Origin of the sequence: Spiribacter curvatus (genome assembly GCF_000485905.1) — a bacterium.
In the GTDB taxonomy this organism is placed as follows: Bacteria; Pseudomonadota; Gammaproteobacteria; order Nitrococcales; family Nitrococcaceae; genus Spiribacter; species Spiribacter curvatus.
Genome location: NC_022664.1, coordinates 1,543,568 through 1,560,016 on the forward strand (window position 1 = coordinate 1,543,568; position 16,449 = coordinate 1,560,016).

The window sequence follows — 16,449 nt, forward strand, 5'->3', positions numbered from 1 at the left end:
ATTCAGTCCTCGTCCTGCCAGCGCAGGGCAAATCCGTCCGGGTAGCGCAGATCCGCTACCGCCAGTTCTCGGGCGCCGGTATCCGTTATCTCCATCCAGGCGGCGATGAAGCGCGCCAGTCGGGCATCGACTGAATCGCGCCCCAGATGAAGCCGGCCACCACCGGCGAGTGTCAGTGTCCATGCCCGGCGCTCGTTGAGGGCTAGCGATGCCGGTTGCAACGGAACCGCTTCGAGCTGCTCCGCGAGCGCCCGGTACCGCTCGAGGACACGCTCCGCGCTGCCTGGTGGTCCCGCCAGATCGGGCAATGCCAGATCGGGCAGCGGACTGGGCCGGAATACCACCGCATCGGCAGTCATCAGGGCGCCATTCCCCCAGATCGCCACCGGTTCGTGGGCATCGACGGTAATCCGTAGCGCGTCGGGCCAGACCCGTCGCACCGTTGTCGTTGCCACCCAGGGCAACGACTCGACCGCCGCACGAATCGCTTCGACATCCACACTGAGCAGTCCACCGGTCAGATGCCCGGTCAGGACCTCGCGCAGATCCGACTCGTGCAGCCGCGAGAGCTCGCCGTCGAAACCAACCCGCTCGAGCGGCAGCAGCGGGCGCACCAGCCCCCGATCGAGGGCGTGATAGGCGGACACAGCGATTGCCATCACGAACCCCGCCATGACCAGCAGGCCAACGGTTTTCCTCGAAACCCTGTTCACTGCGCCTCACCATGCCTCCAGCTCGTCAGCAGAATCCGCGCCACGAGCGCGTCCATCCCGATCCCGCGGGCCCCGGCGGCGGCGGGGACGAGCGAGTGATCGGTCATCCCCGGGATGGTATTGGCCTCGAGCAGCCAGAACGCGCCATCCGCATCCGCCATGAGATCCACACGCCCCCAGCCGCTGGCGCCGATGGCGGCGAAGGCCTGCTGCGCCAGCTGACCCATCCGTGCCTCAGCGCGATCGCTCAGACCGCAGGGCAGAACCATACGAGTGGCGTCGGACTGATATTTGGCACGGTAGTCGTAGAACGCGGCGTCGACCTCAATGCGGATCGCCGGCAGCACCTGATCATCCAGTAGCGCGACCGTATATTCGGGCCCCTCGATACAGCGCTCGACCAGCACCGCATCACCAAAGGCGCGTGCCTGTTCGGCGGCGTCTGCCAGACCCGCGGCTTCATCCACGCGCGCGGTGCCCATACTCGAGCCCTCACAGAGCGGCTTCACGAACAGCGGCAGTCCCAGCGCCGCTATCACCGCGCCCGGGTCATCACCGCTGCGCAGTACCCGGAAGGGCGGCGTTGGCAGTCCCATCGCCTGCCAGACGCATTTGCTGCGCAGCTTATCCATCCCCAGCGCCGAGGCCAGCACGCCGCTGCCGGTATAGGGCAGCCCCATGGCCTCAAGCGCTCCCTGAATCACGCCGTCCTCGCCCCCGGGGCCGTGCAGTGCAATGAAGGCACGGTCATAGTCGACGAGCTCGGTGATCGGCCGCTGCGCTGGATCGAAGGCCTCTGCGGACACCCTCAGGGCCTGCAGTGCCGCCAGGCACTCGCGACCGCTGGCGAGCGAGATGCTGCGCTCGGCGGAGTGTCCGCCCATCAGCACCGCAACGCGGCCCGGATCGTGATGATCGAGGATGCCGTCAAGCGCCATGCCGAACCGCCTCCCCGATGATGCGGACCTCAGGCTGCAGGGCGACGCCGTGAACGGCATGCACCCGGGACTGAATCCGGCCGATGAGCGCCTCGATATCGGCGGCGCTGGCATGGCCGTCGTGAACGATGAAATTGGCGTGCTTTTCCGATATCCGGGCACCACCCTCGCGGGCCCCCTTCAGCCCGGCCGCGTCAATCAGGCGCGCGGCATGATCACCCGGTGGATTGCGGAACACCGAACCGCCGCTGGCGATACCGGTCGGCTGCTTCTCGGCCCGCTCGCCGAGAAGCGCCTTGACCCGTGCCTTGAGCTGCGCCGGGTCGGCATCGGGCCGGAACTGGAACGTTGCCGCGGTAAACCATTCATCGGCCGCACCACGGACCTCGCGATAGGTCACCTCATAATCACCGGGATCACGCTCGCGGACATGGCCACTGCGATCCACGGTCTCGACCGTTTCCACCTGCGACCACGTCTCGCCCCCCCAGGCACCGGCATTCATCGCCAGCGCACCACCGATCGTGCCCGGGATACCGGCGAAGAACGCCGCCCCCTCATACCCGAGGCGGCCACACCAGCGGGCCAGCTTGGCGCAGGGCACGCCGGCATCGGCGCGGACCCGTCCCGCGCCCAGATCAGTGATTGATGACAGCCCCCGGTGCAGGCGGATGACCGTGCCGCGCAGGCCACCATCACGAATCAGCAGGTTGCTGCCGAGCCCCAGCCAGAAAAGCGGCTCGATGGCCTGATCGCTCGCGAGGAAATCGGCCAGATCGCGACCATCCGCCGGCTCATAGACCCGCTCCGCCGGCCCACCGACCCGCCAGCTCGTATAGCGTGCCATTGGCACCGACGCCGTCAGCTGACCACGTAATGCCGTCATGATGCCTCCTCTCCGGCCAGTAGACGCGGCAGTGCCGTGCCGATACTGCCGGCACCGAGTGTGATGACCAGATCCTCCGGCTGCAGCATGTCCGGCAGGATTGAGACAAGCTCGTCAAGCCCGCCGACAAACACCGGATCCACCTGGCCCCGCAGTCGGATGGCCCGGCAGAGGCTGCGTGCATCCGCACCGGTCACCGGCGACTCGCCGGCGCCATAGACCTCTGTGACGAGCAGCAGATCGACCTCACCGAGCACCCGTGCGAAGTCATCGAACAGGTCCCGGGTCCGGCTGAAGCGATGCGGCTGGAAGACCACGACCAGGCGTCGATCGGGCCAGTTGCTGCGCAGCGCTTCAGTGATCGCCTGTATCTCGCGGGGGTGATGGGCATAGTCGTCCATCAGTAGGGCACTGCCGTCACCCACGGGCAGAGTGCCCAACTGCTGGAAGCGGCGCCCGATCCCCGAGAACCCGCTCAGGGCCCGCTGGATTGCGGCATCCGGCACGTCCAGTGCGCGCGCCACAGCGATGGCGCCGAGCGCGTTGAGAACGTTGTGGCGGCCGGGCAGGTTCAGGGTGACAGGCATCGGGGCCATGCCAGCAGCGCAGACCGTGAAGTGGCTTCGACCGGCATCGGCGACGACCGCCGTTGCCTGCAGGTCAGCGTCCGACGAGAAGCCGTAGGTCCGCGCCGGCCGTCCCAGTTCGGCGATCAACGCACGCAGCTCGGCATCCTCGTCACAAAGGACGGCCAGGCCATAGAACGGCAGGTGATGGAGGAACTCGATGAACGTCGAGCGCAGCCGGTCGAAATCGCCGCCGTAGGTCTCAAGGTGGTCGGCATCGATATTGGTGACCACCGCGAGCATCGGATTGAGGTAGAGGAACGAGGCATCACTCTCATCCGCCTCAGCCACCAGATAGCGACCCGCCCCCAGACGCGCGTGGCTGGCGGCGCTATTCAGGCGGCCACCGATGACAAAGGTTGGATCGAGATCCGCCTCGGCGAGAATACTGGCCACCAGACTGGTCGTGGTGGTCTTGCCATGGGTGCCGGCCACCGCGATCCCGAAACGAAAGCGCATCAGCTCGGCCAGCATCTCGGCCCGCGGCACCACCGGCACCCGCGCGGCCCGTGCCGCCACAACCTCAGGATTGTCCTCGGTGACCGCACTGGAGATCACAACCGCATCGGCGCCGTGGACATGCCCGGCGCTGTGGCCAATGTGGATATCCGCCCCCAGCCCGCGCAGATGATCGACAACCGCGTTCCCGCGCAGATCGGAACCGGTGACCGAATAGCCCAGATTGAGCAGGACCTCGGCGATGCCCCCCATGCCGGCGCCACCGATCCCCACGAAGTGCAGGCGCTGGATCGGGCCCATCGCGCCCGGACCCCCCGGCTGATGCGCTGTTGTCGCGCTCATGCGCTCACCTCCAGACAGATCTCCGCGACCTGCTCGGCGGCCTGCGGCCGGCCCATCCGCCGGGCATTGGCCGCCATTGCGGCACGCTGGCCCGGGTCGCCCAGCAATGCCTGCAGCATCGACGCCAGCCGATCGGCGGACAGGTCCGCCTCCGCAATCATCCGGGCGGCATCGGCATCCACCAGGAATCGGGCATTCGCGGTCTGATGATCGTCAACGGCATGCGGCAGGGGCACGAAGATAGCCGCCCGCCCCACGGCAGCCAGCTCTGAGACTGTCAGTGCACCGGCGCGGCAGATCACTACATCCGCGTCGCGATAGGCGGCGGCCATATCGTCGATGAAGGGCTGGACATCGGCCTCAACCTCCCTGTCCCGGTAGGCCGCACGAGCGATGTCGAGGCTGCGCTCCCCCGCCTGATGCAACACCTCGGGGCGTTCGGCTGCTGGCAGGGCGGCGAGCGCCGCGGGCACGACGCGGTTCAACGTCCGCGCCCCCAGGCTGCCGCCGATCACCAACAGGCGGGGGCGTGGCGACGGCCGACCCGGCGCTTCGTCCGACAGCCCGGTGATAGCGGCACGCACCGGGTTGCCCGTGAAAACCGGTTGGTCGCGGGCGGGGAAGGATGCATCAAGGCCAGTCAGCACGCGCACCGCCAGCCGAGACAACCATCGATTGGTCAGCCCAGCGATCGCATTCTGTTCATGGATGATGAGCGGCAGGCGCTTCAGCCAGGCCGCCATACCGCCAGGACCGGCGACATAACCGCCCATGCCCAGCACCGCCCGCGGGCGATGTCGACGAAGCACGCTGAGGGTCTGGATCAGCGCCCTCGATACCATCCATGGCGCCTTGAGCCAGCCAAGCAGCCCATTACCACGCAGCCCCCGCACACTCACCGTCTCCAGTTCGATGCCGGCGGCGGGCACGACCCGCGCCTCGAGACCCAGCGGCGTACCGAGCCAGATCACCGGGACCGACCGTGCCGCGAGCACCCCGGCAACCGCCAGCGCGGGGAAGACGTGCCCCCCGGTGCCACCGGCCACAATCAACACCGGTCGCGACGTCATGATGACCTCCGCCGCGCGCGATGGCTTGCGGCCCGCCCGGCGCGCCGGCACTCCAGATCGGCCCGCATCAGCAGCCCCAGGGCGAGCGCCGTTGCGAGCAGGCTACTGCCGCCATAGCTCATCAGCGGCAGTGTCAGTCCCTTGGTGGGCAGCAGACCAAGGTTGACGCCCATGTTGACGAACGCCTGAAGACCGAACGCGATGCCCACGCCATAGGCGAGCAACCCGCCAAAGTGGCGACCGGCGCGCAGGCTGACGGCGCCGATCCGGCAGGCCCGCCAGACAATGAAGGCATAGAGGCCAATGGTCACCGCCATACCGACCACACCCAGCTCCTCGGCCAGTACCGCGAACAGGAAGTCGGTATGGGCCTCGGGCAGGTAGAAAAGCTTCTGGACGCTGTTGCCCAGACCCACGCCGAACCATTCACCCCGGCCGACCGCAATCAGCGACTGCGTCAGCTGGAAGCCGCTGGCGAATGGATCGGCCCAGGGATCGGTGAAGGCGGTGAAGCGCTCCAGCCGATAGGGTTCCGCCATCACCAGCGCGGTTCCGGCCAGCCCACCCACGCCCATCAGACCGAGGAAGATCAGCAGCGGCAGACCGGCGATGAACAGAATGCCGCCGAGCGTTGCCGCGAACACGGCAAGCGCCCCGAAATCCGGCTCCGCGAGGAGCAGTGCCCCCACAGCAACCATGATCAGCCCGACTGGCAGCATCGGTCGGACGGACTGACGCAGCGCCGGTCCGTGTCGCTCGATGAATGCGGCGAAATAGATCAGCAGGAATAACCGTGCAAATTCGGAGACCTGCACATTGATCGGGCCCAGCGGGATCCAGCGGGTCGCGCCGTTGACCTCATGACCCACGCCCGGGACGAGCACCAGAATCAGCAGGAAAAACGAGATTACCAGCAGCGGCGCAGACAGCGCCGCAAGCCACTCGAGGGGCAATCGCAGACAGATCGCGAATGCCACCGCCGCGGCCACCCAGAAGGCCAGCTGGCGATACAGGAAATGCGTTGGGGTGCCGTGAGCCGCCTCGGCGATCGCCACCGAGGCTGAGGCCATCATCACCAGGCCCAGCGCGGCGAGCGCGATGATCGCGGCGAGCAACGGGCGATCGATGTCGATGCCGGTCATCTCGCGATGCCCCCGGATGGCGGCGAAAACCGGGGATAACACACGCTCAGCCATCGACCATCGCCTCCACCCGCTGGCGGAAGAAATCACCCCGTGCACGATAGTCGCGGAACTGATCGAGGCTCGCACAGGCTGGCGACAGCAGTACCGCATCACCGCGCTGGGACAGGCGTCGCGCGGCGGTCATCGCCGCGTCCAGATCACTGACGGTTTCCACAGGCAGGGTTCCATCGAGCGCATCGGCAATCACCCGGGCATCGCGCCCATACACGACGGCGCCACGGGCGACACCGTTGAGCGCATCGGCAAGTGGCTCGAATCGCTGCCCCTTCGCCGCCCCGCCGGCCAGCAACACCAATGGGACGTCCATCCCCCGCACTGCCGCAATGGCAGAGGCGACGTTGGTCGCCTTGGAGTCATTGACCCACAGCCGCCCACTGCGCCAGCCCAGTGATTCCGTGCGGTGCGCCAGCGGCCGGAAGCGCCTGAGCGCCTCACACATGGCGGCTCGATCAAAACCGGCGGCGTCGCCGATCGCCAGCGCCGCCAGCGCATTCAGTGCGTTGTGGCGTCCCAGCAGGGCCAGCGCGTCGCGTCGCAGAACCGCCTCGCCGTTGCCGGTCAGCCACTCCTCGCCATCACGGCGTTCAAGCCGCCAGTCCGCCACGGTGTCGGGGTCGTTGGTGAACCGACTCAGCGTGGCCCCGGTTGGTGCCATCCCTCGAACCCAGGGATCATCCGCATTGATCACCGCGTGGTGAGCACCAATGAAAAGCCTTGCCTTGGCGGCCGCGTAATCCTCCATCGCGTCATAGCGATCAAGGTGGTCGGGACTGATATTGAGAACGGCGGCAACACGGGGCCGCAGCGAGCGGGTCGTCTCGAGCTGGAAACTGGAGAGCTCAACAACGAAGCATTCCGTATCGGGATGATGCTCGAGCAGCGTCAGTGCGGGCGGACCAAGATTACCGCCCGCGGCGATATTGACCCCCGCCTGTGCCGCCATCGCCGCTACCATCCGGGTCACAGTGGTTTTACCATTGGAGCCGGTGATCGCCACCACCGGTGCTGTCACGGCACGCGCGAACAGCTCGATCTCACCGATGATCGGCTGACCGCGCTGCCGCGCGGCAGCCAGCGCGGGGTGGCGTGGATCGACCCCCGGGCTCAGCACGATCTCCCCGGCTGACGCCAGCAGCCGGTCATCCAGATCACCACTGATCACCGGCACCGCCGGGAACCGAGCCTGCAGGTCATCGGCACGCGGTGGGTGCGCCCGGGTATCGAGGACGGCCACCCGTTCACCGGCCGCCGCCAGGTGACAGGCCGCCGCATGCCCTGATTCGCCGAGCCCGACGATCATCCGATCCCATTCCAGGCCGGTTTCCATGCGCGCTTCCCCCGTCATCGCAGCTTCAACGTCGCGAGGCCGATCAGCACCAGCACAACCGAGATGATCCAGAACCGCACGATCACACGGGGCTCGGGCCAGCCCTTGAGCTCGTAGTGATGGTGGAGCGGCGCCATGCGAAAGATCCGCCGACCCGTGCGCTTGAACCAGACCACCTGAAGCATCACCGACACGGTCTCGGCGACAAACACGCCGCCCATGATGAACAGCACGATCTCCTGGCGGACCACCATCGCGATCATCCCCAGCGCCGCCCCCATCGCCAGCGATCCGACATCGCCCATGAAGACCTGCGCGGGATAGGTGTTGAACCAGAGAAACGCCAGCCCGGCCCCGACCAGTGCGCCGACCAGCACCGTCAGCTCGCCGGCGCCGGCGACGTAGGGAATCGCCAGGTAGTCGGCGAAATTCACATTACCGCTGACATAGGCGAAGATCCCCAATGCCCCGCCCACCAGCACGGTCGGCATGATCGCCAGACCATCCAGTCCGTCGGTCAGATTGACCGCATTGGAGGCCCCGACCACCACCAGCCAGGTCAGCGGGATCAGCAGCGCCCCCAGCGGGATGGCGACCTCTTTGAAAAAGGGCAGGATCAGCGTTGTCTGCACAGGTGCGGCCGCGGTTGCGAACAGCACGACGCCAGCGATGATCGCGACGGCACTCTGCAACAGCAGCTTGCTTCGTGCCCGCAGCCCCTCGCTGCTCCCGCGGGTGAGCTTCAGCCAATCGTCGGTCCCGCCAATCGCACCGAACGCCAGCGTTGTGAGCAGCACCATCCACACGAAGCGATTGGTCAGATCTCCCCAGAGCAGGGTCGCCACTGCGATACCCACGAGCATGAGCGCGCCGCCCATCGTGGGCGTCCCCGCCTTGGAGTAATGACTGACCGGGCCCTCGCTGCGCACGTTCTGCCCCACCTGGTGGCGCTCGAGCCGGCGGATCAGCCAGGGCCCGACCAGCAGTCCGATACCCAACGCCGTTAACGCACCGAGAATGGCCCGAAGGGTCAGATACTGGAAAACATTAAAGGCGCTGTAGAAGCCCTGCAGCTGTTCGGCGAGCATCAGGAGCATGGCCGCCCCTCCCCCGGTCCGCCGGCGGTCAACGCCGCGGCGACCGCCTCCATCGCCGCTGAGCGTGATCCCTTGACCAGCACGCAGACCCCCGGCGCCGCCGCTGCCGTGACCGCATCGATCAGCGCGGCACGGCTCGCGAACCATTCACCGCCGGCGCCGAAACCCTCGACCGCGTGGGCGCTCAGTTCGCCGATGGCGAACAGGCGCTCCACTCCCAGTTCGCGGGCGGACTCGCCGGCCTGGCGATGGCGTCGTGACGCCTCATCGCCGAGCTCGGCCATATCACCAAGCACCAGCCAGACCGGCGCCGCAGTCGCGGTCAGCGTCTCGAGCGCCGCCGTCAGTGATGCCGGATTGGCGTTATAACTGTCATCCACCAGCTCAATGGCATGAACGCCGGCCCGCGGCTGCAATCGCCCAGTCATTGTGGAAACGGCGGCAAGCCCCGCCGCAATCGCCCCAGAGTCCGCACCCGCCGCACGGGCCGCGGCAGCGGCGGCGAGCGCATTGGCCCGGTTGTGCCGCCCCGGTAGCGGCAGCTCGACCGTGAGGGTGGTGTCGTCGAACCGGATATCGAGCCCGCCATCGTCCCGCTCGATGCCGGTGACTTCCGCCGGCTTGCCATCGAGGCTGAAGCGCTGGATATGACAGTGAGCCGCCTTCTGCTCCCAGGTCGATGCATGCGGATCATCGGCATTGATGACCGCACACCCGCCGGCGGGGAGCTCTTCGAACAGTTCCCCCTTACAGTCGGCGACGGCGGCAACGCTGCCGAAACCGCTCAGGTGGGCGGGACCGGCATTCGTGACGATACCGATCTGCGGCCGTGCCCAGCTCGCGAGCAGGCCGATGTCGCCGGGTTTCCCGCAACCCATCTCGACCACGGCGAAGTCATCATCCGGCTCGATCCGGCATAGCGTCAGCGGGACGCCGAGCTCATTATTGAGGTTGCCGCGAGTGGATCGGGTGGTGCCGCAGCGCGCAAGGATGGTCGCGACCATTTCCTTGACCGTGGTCTTCCCATTGCTGCCCGTCACACCCAGCACCCGGGCACCACTCGCGGACCGTGCCCGACAGGCGAGCTCGATGAGGATCTGATGGGGGCTGTCGACCCGCCACTGCGGCAGCGCCGATTCGGTGTAGCGGGTCACCAGCGCGGCGACGGCGCCGGCGCGGGCTGCCGCATCGATATGGTCGTGACCATCGACCCGCTCACCCGCCAGCGCGATGAATAGATCCCCGGGTGACACCCGGCGGGAATCAATCGCGACCCCGGTGACGGTCACCTCGGCGCCACGGCACGCACCACCAAACTCCGTGGCCAGCGATCGCAGTCTGATCGGTTCCATCAGCAGGCCCTCCGTGACAGGAGGTCCGCGGCGGCCTCACGATCACTAAAGGCGTGCGCCGTGGCCCCGATCCACTGCTCAGTCTCATGTCCCTTGCCGGCAATCAGTACACCGTCTGCCGGTCCCGCCTCATTGACAGCCATCCCAATGGCGGCCGCACGATCCTCGATGACGCGGCATTCATCCGGCTCGGGACAGCCGGCACGGACCGCCGCGATGATGGCTTCGGGCGGTTCGGTTCGCGGGTTGTCGTTGGTCAGGATGAGGGTATCGGCCAGCCGACCCGCAACCGCCCCCATCAACGCCCGCTTGCCCGGATCACGATCGCCGCCGCAGCCAAAGACCACCCATAGCCGTCCGACAACATGGGGCCGAAGGGCCTCCAAAGCCGCCGAGAGGGCACCGGCGGTATGGGCATAATCGACAACAACCAGCGGTGCCCCCGCCGCGGCGAATCGCTCCATCCGACCGGGCACCGGCTGCAGGCCAGCCAACGCCTCAATCGCAGCCGGCGTATTGCTGCCATCCATGGCCGCGCCGAGGGCCGCCAGGGCGTTGATGGCGTTGAAGCGACCGATCAGCGGCAGCGACCCGGCGTAGCGCTGACCGGCGTAGTCAATCGCGACCTCCAGCCCCGCCGGACGGCGTTCACACGCGTGCAGCCGCAGTGTCGCCGGTTGCGTCTGCGAGTAAGTCACGATAGTGGCATCGGAGAGCGGATGGGCGGCCAGATCCCCGCCAACCCGATCATCGCTGTTGAGTACCTGACGCCGCAGCGTCGGCCACGCGAAAAGCCGGCGCTTGGCCGCGCGATACGCCTCGGCACTGCCGTGGTAGTCGAGGTGATCGCGCTCGACATGCGTGAGCACAGCGGTGTCAAAGGCCACGGCATCCACCCGGTGCTGCGCCAGGGCGTGGGAGGAAACCTCCATCGCCACCGTCCTGACCCCCGCATCGCGCAGGGCGGCGAGACGTGCCTGGACAGCCACCGCGTCGGCCGTCGTGTGGCTTGAGGCAGTCAGATCACCCGGACGCCCCCAGCCCACCGTTCCCATGACGGCCGCGGCCCCATCAAGCGCTTCCATGAGCTGTGCAATGTAATGAGCGACGGACGTCTTACCGTCAGTGCCTGTCACTGCGATGACTTGCATGGCCCGCGACGGCTCGCCGTGGAAGCGCCCGGCGATGCCACTCACCTGTGCAGCGAGGCCAGCCCGGGCAATCGCAATGGCCCCGGCGCGTTCACATTGAGCGGCGATGGCGTGGTCATCGCGCGCCGCGTCCGGCTCATAAAGCACCACGGCGGCGCCGGCAGCAAGCGCCTGATCGAGAAAATCGAGCCCATGCGCACTGTGACCGCGGACGGCAAGGAACAGCCCCTGCGCCGACACAGCGCGGGAGTCGAGTGCAACACCGCGTATCGACACCCCGTTCAGCCGGGCGTCCACCAGCCAGGGGGCGAGCAGCGATTCGGCATGCCAGACGGGGTTCATGGTTCACCCCCGCCGGCGACCGTGATGCCGCTTTCATCGACCGGGGCATCGGGCATGACGTTGTAGAGGCGCAGGGCATCACTCATGACCGACCGGAACACCGGCCCAGCCACCGGCCCGGCATAGTAGTCGCTGCCGCGGGGTTCGTTGATGGTGACCACGGCGACGAAGCGCGGATCAGTCGCGGGCGCCATGCCGGCGAAAGTGGAAATGTAGCGATCGTCGGCATAGCCACCCGCCACCGCCTTGCGGCTGGTCCCCGTCTTACCCGCGACCTGGTAGCCGGGAATGGCGGCCTGCGTGGCGGTTCCGCCCGGCTCGGTCACGGCGGTCAGCATCTGACGTAGCTGTCGTGAGCGCTCCGCGGACATCACCCGCTCGGGCGGCGATCGACGCCCCTCGGCGATCAGCGCCGGCGTGGGCATCCTGCCCCCCGAGGCGATCGCGGCATAAGCACGGGCGAGATGCAGATTGGTCACCGAGAGCCCATAACCAAAGGCCAGCGTGGCGCGCTCGATCGGCCGCTCCGAGGGCATAGGCGAGAGGGTGCCGGCAGCCCCTCCAGGGAATCCGAGGCCCGTGGGTGAGCCGATGCCCAGCTCATTGAGTGTCTCCCAGACCCGGCCCTCGTCGAGTGACAGGGCGATTTGCGCGGCCCCTACATTGCTCGACTTGCGCAGCACACCGGCGACGGTCAGCTCACCGAAATCGCGCACATCACGAACGCTGTGACGCCCGACACGCATGACACCCGGCGCCGTGTCGACGACGGTATCGGGCTCGTAACGACCGCTGCGCAGTGCCGCGAGCACCGTGAACGGCTTCATCACCGATCCCGGCTCGTAGCTGTCGGTGACGGCGCGGTTGCGGTAGCGATTACCGGTCATTTCCGAGCGCCGATTGGGATTGAACGACGGCCGGTTCACCATCGCGAGGATGTCACCATTGTCCGCATCGAGCAGCACGACAGAACCACCGACCGCATTGTGCCGCTCCACCGCCGATGTCAGTTCGCGGTAAGCGACATACTGCAATCGCTTGTCCAGTGTGAGCGTCAGATCATGACCGGGATCCGGCTCCCTGAGTCGCTCCACGTCCTCGATGTTGCGACCATGACGGTCCCGAAGGACGCGCTTTTGCCCTGGTTCGCCGGACAACCAGTCATCATAGGCGCGCTCAAGCCCCTCCTGTCCGCGGTCATCGATGTTAGTGAAACCCAGGACATGGCCGGTCACCTCGCCGGTGGGATAGAAGCGCCGGTATTCGCGCCGCAGAGCGATGCCGGGGACGTCGAGTGCCATCACCGCGTCAGCCACATCCGGGGCAACATGGCGCTCGAGGTAGAAGAACGCGCGTGACTGGCGTTCCACCAGATCGTCCCGAAGCTGGCCCGGCTTCAGCTCCAGGGCCCGGGCTAATGACCGCAGCTCCGCGGCCGAGGCCTTATCCACGGTGACACCCGGATCGGCCCACACCGAATCGACCGGCGCGCTGATCGCCAGCGGTCTGCCCTGACGGTCATGGATCGTGCCGCGATGCGCCGGCAGGGATTCCACCCGGAGATGGCGCTGATCGCCCTGTCCCTGCAGGAACTGCCCCTCGATCAGCTGCAGCGACACCGCCCGCGCCATGAGCAGCACCGGCAGCCCGAGCAGCAGCCCGAGCACCAGTACACGACGCCACGCCGGTGGCGTCTCGAGGCGGACCCTGCGCCCGCTCATTGCTCCACCCTCCGGCGATCGAGGCGAATCAGTGTCGTGTTCTCCGGATCGATCGAGCGAAGTCCAATGTCGTCGCGGGCAATCCGCTCCACACGCGACTGCATGGCAAGCGCGCCCTGCTCGAGCTGTAACTGACGCCAGGCGGTATTGAGCCGATCGCGATCATCACGCAGCGATTCAAGATCAGTGAACAGGCTTCGGGACTGGTGTCTGACCTCGACCACCGCGATCGCCGAGGCGAGGGCTGTCACGCAGAGCACCAGCAGTGTCAGCACCGGTCTCTTCATGGCAGCCGCTCCGCGACGCGCATCGTTGCACTGCGGGCACGGGTATTGACGCGGACCTCCTCATCGCTCGGCCGATGGGCGCGCCCCACGCGCCTGAGGCTGGGCCGCTTCTCGGGGGGCACGACCCCGGCCCCGGGCGGCAGCTCACCGACCTGGCTGTTGCGGGTCATGAACCGCTTGACGCGTCGGTCTTCCAGGGAGTGGAAGCTGATCACTACGAGGCGCCCCTGCGGCGCGAGGAGGTCGATGACGTCGTCAAGCAGCGTACTCAGCGAATCCAGTTCGTCGTTGAGCTGGATGCGGATCGCCTGGAAACTGCGGGTCGCCGGATGTCGTCCGGGCTCGGGACGCGGCACGGCGGCGGCGATCAGGCCTGCCAGTCCCGTCGTTGTCTGCGGCAGCGCCGAATCGTCCCGGGCCCGGCCAATCGCCGCGGCGATGCGTCGTGCATAACGCTCTTCGCCGTACTCCTTGAGTACACGGATGAGCGTAGCGGCATCGACCCGCTCGAGCCATTGCGCGGCGGTCTCACCCCCGCCGTTGTCCATGCGCATGTCCAGCGGCCCCTCGCGGAGGAAACTGAACCCACGCTCGGCCTGATCGAGCTGCGGTGAGGACACCCCGAGATCGAGGAGGATACCGGCGATCCGACCGGCCAGGCCGGCCGCGCGTAAGTGCTCACCCAGGTTGGCGAAGTTCGCCTGGACGATCCGGCAGCGCGGATCATCGCCATGCCGCTCACGAGCCAGTGCAATCGCCTGCGGATCCCGATCGACCAGCCATAGACGGGCGTCGTCTGTGAGCCGGGCCAGGAGCGCATCGGCATGTCCACCGCGGCCGTATGTGGCATCGACATAGATGCCATCAGGGCGGGGAGCGAGCGCAGCGAGCGCTTCGTCCCTCATAACCGCCTGATGCGCTTGGGGGTCGTTCACGATACGGGCTCCCTAGAGCGACAGCGATTGCAGATCATCGGGCAGCTCCTCGGCATCCGTTCCTTCGGCAAGCCACTCGTCGCGGCGACAATTCCATGTCTCCTCATCCCAGAGCTCGAACTTGTTGCCCTGGCCAATCAGCACAGTCCGCTTATCGAGCCCGGCGAAAGCGCGTAACGGCCCGGGCAGGAGAATGCGGCCGTTAGCATCCAGCTGGCATTCAGTCGCATGGCCGATCAATAGTCGCTGCAGGCGCCGGGCAGTCGGATTCAGACTCGGCAGGCGCACCAGCTTGCGTTCAATGTCTTCCCACTCCGGCAGCGGGTAGACGAGCAGGCAGTGATCACGGTCGACGGTGACGATCAGATTCCCGTCGCACAGGGCAGCCAGCCGCTCGCGATAGCGGCTGGGAAAGGCTATGCGCCCTTTTGCATCAAGATTGATCTGGGTGACACCGCGAAACAACGTTTTCCCCTCAATCGACCCGTGGCTGCCATTTTTCACCACTTTTTCCCACTTATGGTCACACTGTAGACAGGCCGATATGCCCCGTCAAGCCGAGAGGAAATGATTTCTTCCGGCATGACAGACACTTATAAAACCCATCAGAAAACGCGCGGTTTTTTGATCGGGGACAGATGCGCCGGGGCGTTGCGGGAGGCACGGAAAAGAAGGGTGGAAGCCGGCCTGTAAGCCGGGTTCTGTCGAGGGCAATCATTCATCTCGGATGCGCGTCACCGCGCAACTCAAGCGACCTACCCGGGAGTTCGCACGGGCCGTGCTTGCACTCCCCTATTCGGTCTTGCTCCGGGTGGGGTTTACCTTGCCGCGACATGTTGCCAAGCGCGCGGTGCGCTCTTACCGCACCTTTTCACCCTTACCTGTGCCGTGCATGCACGGCCATCGGCGGTCTACTCTCTGCGGCACTTTCCGTCGGCTCGCGCCGCCCAGGCGTTACCTGGCACCCTGCCCTATGGAGCCCGGACTTTCCTCGACGCCATCTGGCGCCGCGATTGCCCGGCCGACTTCCACACTCCAGTGTAACACCGCGCGACAGACTACCCGTGCGTTTCCGAGCCCTGTCCTGCGGCGCGTCGATAGACGCTGTTGATCGATTCGCCCGTCAACCGCGCAACGACCCGCGCGGTGGACTTCGCACCCAGTCCTTCCTGACGCAGCATGTGCACCAATTCGTCACTCGCCGGTAGCGCGGCGGTGGTTGACAGCGGCGCCTGCGACGATGGACCCACCACCAGTACGAATTCGCCCCGCACCTGATCGCTGTCCGCCTGCACCCATTCCAGCAGCGCCGATAGCGAGTCAGTCCGGGTGGTCTCGAAGCGCTTGGTCAGCTCACGACAGATAGCCGCCTCACGCGCGCCACCGAATACGGCCTTCATTGCTTCAAGCGTTGCGACAACGCGACGCCCGGCCTCCAGAAACACCAATGTGTGGGCGCACCCGGCGAGTGCTTCCAGACGCCGGCGGCGTGGCCCGGCCCGCGCGGGAAGGAAGCCCTCGTAGAAGAATCGGTCGGTGGGCAGGCCCGCGATCGAGAGGGCCGCGATGACACTGGATGGACCGGGGACGGTGAGGACCGGATAGCCCGCCGCATGAACCGCGCGCACCAGCCGATAGCCGGGATCACTGATCAACGGCGTACCGGCATCACTGACCAGCGCCACCGACGCTCCGGCCTCAAGCCAGCTGAGGATACGCTCGATGCGATCCATCTCGTTGTGCTCGTGGAGGCTGACGAGGGCGCCCTGGATCCCCAACCGCTGTAACAGCTGGCGACTGTGACGGGTGTCCTCAGCAGCGATATGATCCACGCTGGCGAGGATTTCACAGGCGCGGGCACTGACATCCCCCAGATTACCGATCGGCGTCGCTACAACATGGAGTTGTCCAGTGCGGTTTGACACGGTTAATCCCCGGAATCGATACTTTAAGACGATTTTTCAGTTTAACTGGCCGCAAAGACCACCGCGAGGCCTG

Annotated in this window: 15 protein-coding genes and 1 other RNA gene; all 16 read right to left on the reverse strand. The window is 66.6% G+C overall.

Features of this window, described 5'->3' with window-relative positions:
- Window positions 1-2: 2 nt before the first annotated feature.
- The 16 genes from SPICUR_RS07530 to rsmI all read right to left on the reverse strand — a co-directional run bounded on the left by SPICUR_RS07530 (window position 3) and on the right by rsmI (window position 16,376).
- Entirely contained in the window at window positions 3-713 is a 711-nt protein-coding gene (locus SPICUR_RS07530; RefSeq protein WP_148291340.1) for a cell division protein FtsQ/DivIB, read from the reverse strand.
- Window positions 710-1,651, reverse strand: coding sequence for a D-alanine--D-alanine ligase (locus tag SPICUR_RS07535; RefSeq protein ID WP_023367696.1), 942 nt, complete (start codon window positions 1,649-1,651; stop codon window positions 710-712). Before SPICUR_RS07535 ends, SPICUR_RS07530 begins: the two co-directional genes overlap by 4 nt.
- Window positions 1,641-2,537: a UDP-N-acetylmuramate dehydrogenase gene (gene murB, locus SPICUR_RS07540; RefSeq protein WP_023367698.1), complete on the reverse strand. Its 897-nt coding sequence runs from the start codon at window positions 2,535-2,537 to the stop codon at window positions 1,641-1,643. Before murB ends, SPICUR_RS07535 begins: the two co-directional genes overlap by 11 nt.
- Window positions 2,534-3,964 carry a UDP-N-acetylmuramate--L-alanine ligase gene (murC, locus tag SPICUR_RS07545; protein ID WP_041381805.1) on the reverse strand — a complete coding sequence of 477 codons (1,431 nt, stop codon included), beginning with the start codon at window positions 3,962-3,964 and terminating at the stop codon, window positions 2,534-2,536. The genes murB and murC overlap by 4 nt, the downstream gene beginning before the upstream one ends.
- Window positions 3,961-5,034: an undecaprenyldiphospho-muramoylpentapeptide beta-N-acetylglucosaminyltransferase gene (gene murG / locus SPICUR_RS07550; RefSeq protein ID WP_173391217.1), complete on the reverse strand. Its 1,074-nt coding sequence runs from the start codon at window positions 5,032-5,034 to the stop codon at window positions 3,961-3,963. Before murG ends, murC begins: the two co-directional genes overlap by 4 nt.
- Entirely contained in the window at window positions 5,031-6,230 is a 1,200-nt protein-coding gene (gene ftsW / locus SPICUR_RS07555) for a putative lipid II flippase FtsW (protein WP_023367703.1), read from the reverse strand. The genes murG and ftsW overlap by 4 nt, the downstream gene beginning before the upstream one ends.
- A complete protein-coding gene (gene murD, locus SPICUR_RS07560; protein ID WP_051373250.1) occupies window positions 6,223-7,584 on the reverse strand; it encodes a UDP-N-acetylmuramoyl-L-alanine--D-glutamate ligase in 1,362 nt (453 codons plus the stop codon). The genes ftsW and murD overlap by 8 nt, the downstream gene beginning before the upstream one ends.
- A complete protein-coding gene (gene mraY, locus SPICUR_RS07565) occupies window positions 7,581-8,663 on the reverse strand; it encodes a phospho-N-acetylmuramoyl-pentapeptide-transferase (protein WP_023367707.1) in 1,083 nt (360 codons plus the stop codon). The genes murD and mraY overlap by 4 nt, the downstream gene beginning before the upstream one ends.
- The gene (locus SPICUR_RS07570) at window positions 8,654-10,015 is read right to left on the reverse strand and encodes a UDP-N-acetylmuramoyl-tripeptide--D-alanyl-D-alanine ligase (protein ID WP_023367709.1); all 1,362 of its coding nucleotides are present in this window, start codon (window positions 10,013-10,015) and stop codon (window positions 8,654-8,656) included. The genes mraY and SPICUR_RS07570 overlap by 10 nt, the downstream gene beginning before the upstream one ends.
- Entirely contained in the window at window positions 10,015-11,508 is a 1,494-nt protein-coding gene (locus SPICUR_RS07575; RefSeq protein ID WP_023367711.1) for a UDP-N-acetylmuramoyl-L-alanyl-D-glutamate--2,6-diaminopimelate ligase, read from the reverse strand. The genes SPICUR_RS07570 and SPICUR_RS07575 overlap by 1 nt, the downstream gene beginning before the upstream one ends.
- Window positions 11,505-13,229 carry a peptidoglycan D,D-transpeptidase FtsI family protein gene (locus SPICUR_RS07580; RefSeq protein ID WP_023367713.1) on the reverse strand — a complete coding sequence of 575 codons (1,725 nt, stop codon included), beginning with the start codon at window positions 13,227-13,229 and terminating at the stop codon, window positions 11,505-11,507. Before SPICUR_RS07580 ends, SPICUR_RS07575 begins: the two co-directional genes overlap by 4 nt.
- Complete coding sequence (gene ftsL, locus SPICUR_RS07585; RefSeq protein ID WP_023367715.1) at window positions 13,226-13,516, reverse strand: cell division protein FtsL; 291 nt, start codon at window positions 13,514-13,516, stop codon at window positions 13,226-13,228. Before ftsL ends, SPICUR_RS07580 begins: the two co-directional genes overlap by 4 nt.
- Entirely contained in the window at window positions 13,513-14,451 is a 939-nt protein-coding gene (rsmH, locus tag SPICUR_RS07590) for a 16S rRNA (cytosine(1402)-N(4))-methyltransferase RsmH (protein ID WP_257719850.1), read from the reverse strand. The genes ftsL and rsmH overlap by 4 nt, the downstream gene beginning before the upstream one ends.
- A 12-nt stretch (window positions 14,452-14,463) precedes the next feature.
- Window positions 14,464-14,916, reverse strand: coding sequence for a division/cell wall cluster transcriptional repressor MraZ (gene mraZ / locus SPICUR_RS07595; RefSeq protein ID WP_023367719.1), 453 nt, complete (start codon window positions 14,914-14,916; stop codon window positions 14,464-14,466).
- A gap of 209 nt (window positions 14,917-15,125) precedes the next feature.
- Window positions 15,126-15,480, reverse strand: an RNA gene (gene rnpB, locus SPICUR_RS09655) — RNase P RNA component class A.
- Between the two features lie 29 nt (window positions 15,481-15,509).
- Window positions 15,510-16,376: a 16S rRNA (cytidine(1402)-2'-O)-methyltransferase gene (gene rsmI / locus SPICUR_RS07600; protein ID WP_023367721.1), complete on the reverse strand. Its 867-nt coding sequence runs from the start codon at window positions 16,374-16,376 to the stop codon at window positions 15,510-15,512.
- Window positions 16,377-16,449 lie beyond the last annotated feature (73 nt).

Coding starts and splice junctions, on each gene's coding strand:
- murD (WP_051373250.1), bottom strand. CDS start 7,584: ATGACGGGGGAAGCGCGCATGGAAACCGGCCTGGAATGGGATCGGATG.
- SPICUR_RS07535 (WP_023367696.1), bottom strand. CDS start 1,651: ATGGCGCTTGACGGCATCCTCGATCATCACGATCCGGGCCGCGTTGCG.
- murB (WP_023367698.1), bottom strand. CDS start 2,537: ATGACGGCATTACGTGGTCAGCTGACGGCGTCGGTGCCAATGGCACGC.
- SPICUR_RS07580 (WP_023367713.1), bottom strand. CDS start 13,229: ATGAGCGGGCGCAGGGTCCGCCTCGAGACGCCACCGGCGTGGCGTCGT.
- murG (WP_173391217.1), bottom strand. CDS start 5,034: ATGACGTCGCGACCGGTGTTGATTGTGGCCGGTGGCACCGGGGGGCAC.
- mraY (WP_023367707.1), bottom strand. CDS start 8,663: ATGCTCCTGATGCTCGCCGAACAGCTGCAGGGCTTCTACAGCGCCTTT.
- SPICUR_RS07570 (WP_023367709.1), bottom strand. CDS start 10,015: ATGGAACCGATCAGACTGCGATCGCTGGCCACGGAGTTTGGTGGTGCG.
- murC (WP_041381805.1), bottom strand. CDS start 3,964: ATGAGCGCGACAACAGCGCATCAGCCGGGGGGTCCGGGCGCGATGGGC.
- ftsL (WP_023367715.1), bottom strand. CDS start 13,516: ATGAAGAGACCGGTGCTGACACTGCTGGTGCTCTGCGTGACAGCCCTC.
- SPICUR_RS07575 (WP_023367711.1), bottom strand. CDS start 11,508: ATGAACCCCGTCTGGCATGCCGAATCGCTGCTCGCCCCCTGGCTGGTG.
- ftsW (WP_023367703.1), bottom strand. CDS start 6,230: ATGGCTGAGCGTGTGTTATCCCCGGTTTTCGCCGCCATCCGGGGGCAT.